Annotated in this window: 4 protein-coding genes; all 4 read left to right on the forward strand. The window is 75.5% G+C overall.

Annotated features, from left to right (window positions below; genetic code table 11):
* Positions 1 to 24: 24 nt before the first annotated feature.
* Positions 25 to 987, forward strand: coding sequence for a helix-turn-helix transcriptional regulator (locus AC0CYZ_RS01180; RefSeq protein ID WP_472211328.1), 963 nt, complete (start codon positions 25 to 27; stop codon positions 985 to 987).
* Between the two features lie 61 nt (positions 988 to 1,048).
* Positions 1,049 to 1,615 carry a hypothetical protein gene (locus tag AC0CYZ_RS01185; protein ID WP_472211331.1) on the forward strand — a complete coding sequence of 189 codons (567 nt, stop codon included), beginning with the start codon at positions 1,049 to 1,051 and terminating at the stop codon, positions 1,613 to 1,615.
* 109 nt (positions 1,616 to 1,724) lie between these two features.
* Positions 1,725 to 2,411: a response regulator transcription factor gene (locus AC0CYZ_RS01190; protein WP_472211334.1), complete on the forward strand. Its 687-nt coding sequence runs from the start codon at positions 1,725 to 1,727 to the stop codon at positions 2,409 to 2,411.
* 10 nt (positions 2,412 to 2,421) lie between these two features.
* The coding region (locus tag AC0CYZ_RS01195) for a response regulator transcription factor (RefSeq protein ID WP_472211337.1) at positions 2,422 to 2,838 on the forward strand (417 nt) is incomplete at its 3' end.

Raw genomic sequence — 2,838 nt, forward strand, 5'->3', positions numbered from 1 at the left:
GTGATTCTGCGAGAATCTCGAGCCGTGCGCTCCGACCGCCTGCTGGCCACCCTGCTGCTCCTGCAGACCCACGGCCGGCTGCCCGCGCCGGAGATCGCGCGGCGCCTCGAGGTGTCGACGCGGACGGTGGCGCGCGACGTCGAGGCGCTCTCCGCGGCCGGGGTCCCGGTGTACGCCGAGCGCGGCCGGCTCGGCGGCGTCGTGCTCATGCCCGGGTTCCGCACCGACGTCAGCGGCCTCACCGACACCGAGATGCGGGCGCTGCTCGCGCTCACCGACGGCGAGCAGGCCGGGTCCCTGGGGCGCGCGGTCGCGTCGGCGGTGCGCAAGCTGCTTGCCGCAGTGCCCGAGGCCCGGCGGCCGGGGATCGCGGCGGCGCGGCGCACCGTCGTCGTCGAGCAGTACGGGTGGCACCGGGCCGGGCGGCCCGCGGACGAGGTCCCGGCGCTCGGGGCGCTGGAACGGGCGGTCGCCGCCGACGAACGCGTCCGGCTCCGCTACCGGTCCGTCGCGCAGGACTCCGCGAGCTGGCGCACCGTCGACCCCTACGGCCTCGTCAGCAAGGCGGGCACCTGGTACCTCGTCGCGGCCGTCCGCGGGACGGCGCGGATGTTCCGGGTGAGCCGGGTCGAGGAGGTCGCCCCCACCGGCACGCCGGCGCGCCGACCCGACGACCGCGACCTCGAGCAGGTGTGGATCGAGCTGCGCGACCGGCTGGAGCAGGCGCCCGAGGCCGTGACGGTGCGGGCGCGTGTCGACCCGGCGCGGCGCGCGATGGTCGAGCGGGTGGTGGCGGCGCAGCTGGCCGGGCCCCCCGAACCAGAGGGTGACGACGAGCCCGACGTCGTGCGCCTGCCGTTCCGGGCCGCGGGGGCCGCCGTCGGGATCCTGCTCGGCTTCGGCGCGACGGTGGAGGTCCTGGGGCCGCCGGAGGTGCGGGAGCTCATGGCGGAGCGGGCGGCGGAGGCCGTGGCGCTCTACGGCTGAACCGATCTTCCCCGCGACTGCGGCTGCCGCGTCGCGGGGTGGCCGATTAGGGTTCCCGTCCATGACGACGGTGCTGGTGACCGGTGGCGGCGAACGGCTCGACGAGGTCTCGTCGGCGCTGAAGGCGACGGGGGTGGAGGTCGTCGTCGTGGACAACCTCGACCGGCTCGGCGAGTCCGTCGACGGGCAGACGTTCGACGCCTACGTACAGCTCCCGGTGGCCATGACGCCCGGGGAGGGCAGCGTCGTCGCCAAGGTCGAGCAGTTCCTCACCCAGGGCATGCTCTCGCGCTTCCGGGCGGCGGCCACGGTGCTGCCGACGCTCGCGCCGAACGCGAACGTGATGCTCGTCGGCGGGCAGACCAACGTCGACGTGGACGCCCCGGACGACGCCGACGCCCGCGCCGCGATGCTGCGGGTCCTCGCCCACGCGCTCCGCGCCGAGCGGGCGCCCGAGCGGCTGACGGTGCGCGTCGCCGACCGCGCGTGGACGGCCGAGCAGATCGCGGCGAAGGTGACGGGCAGCGGATCGGAGTCGCCCTCGACGTCGGGCGGCGACGAGGGCATCGGGCAGGCCTACGCGGACTGGCGCGCCGAGGTCGTCGGGCTGATGCGGGTGGAGTTCTAGTCGCTCGCGGCCCGGCGACGCCGGGACGTCCCTGGTTCCTCGGGGCATCTCAGCCGTCGCCGCCGCGGGGGCTCAGGCCCTTCTCAGGACGTGCGGACAGACTGAGCCCATGCGGATCCTCGTGGTCGACGACGACCGGGCCGTGCGCGACTCCCTGCGCCGGTCCCTGGCCTTCAACGGGTACCAGGTCGAGCTCGCCACGGACGGCCAGCAGGCGCTGGACACGATCGAGAAGGAGCGTCCCGACGCGCTCGTCCTCGACGTGATGATGCCCCGGCTCGACGGGCTCGAGGTGTGCCGGCGGCTGCGCAGTGCCGGGGACGACCTGCCCGTGCTCGTCCTCACCGCGCGCGAGGCCGTCTCCGACCGCGTGGCCGGCCTCGACGCGGGCGCCGACGACTACCTGGCCAAGCCCTTCGCGCTCGAGGAGCTTCTCGCCCGGCTGCGGGCGCTGCTGCGGCGCACCTCGCCCGAGGACCGCGACGCGAACCCCGAGCCGCTGACCTTCGCCGACCTGTCCCTGGACCCCGTCACCCGCGACGTCCGCCGCGGTGACCGGCCGATCACGCTGACGCGCACCGAGTTCGCGCTGCTCGAGCTGCTCATCGCCAATCCGCGCCGGGTGCTCACGCGCAGCCGCATCCTCGAGGAGGTCTGGGGCTACGACTTCCCGACCACCGGCAACGCCCTCGAGGTCTACATCGGCTACCTGCGGCGCAAGACCGAGGCCGAGGGCGAGCCACGCCTCATCCACACCGTGCGCGGGATCGGCTACGTCCTGCGCGCCGACGCCTGAGCGCCGCCTCGTGGACCGTCCCGCCCGGGTCCTCGTCGTCGAGGACGCCGAACCCATCCTGGCGTCGGTGGCCACGGCGCTGTCCGGCGTCGGCCACGAGGTCCTCGCCCGCGCCGACGGCGCCCGGCTGGAGGACGACCTCGCGACGTTCGCGCCCGACGTCGTCGTCCTCGACGTCATGCTGCCCGGCCGCGACGGCTACGCGCTGCTGCCCGTGGTCCGCGCGACGAGCGCCGGGGTGATCCTGCTGACGGCGCGCACCGGGGTCGCCGACCGCGTCCGCGGGCTGCGCGCCGGCGCCGACGACTACCTCGTCAAGCCGTTCGCGCTCGCCGAGCTGATCGCGCGGGTCGAGGCGCTGCTGCGGCGCAGCGGCGGGGTGGGGGACGCGGTGGAGGTCGCCGACCTCGTCGTCGACCCCGACGCC

The sequence above is a fragment of the Actinomycetospora sp. genome (genome assembly GCF_055612215.1).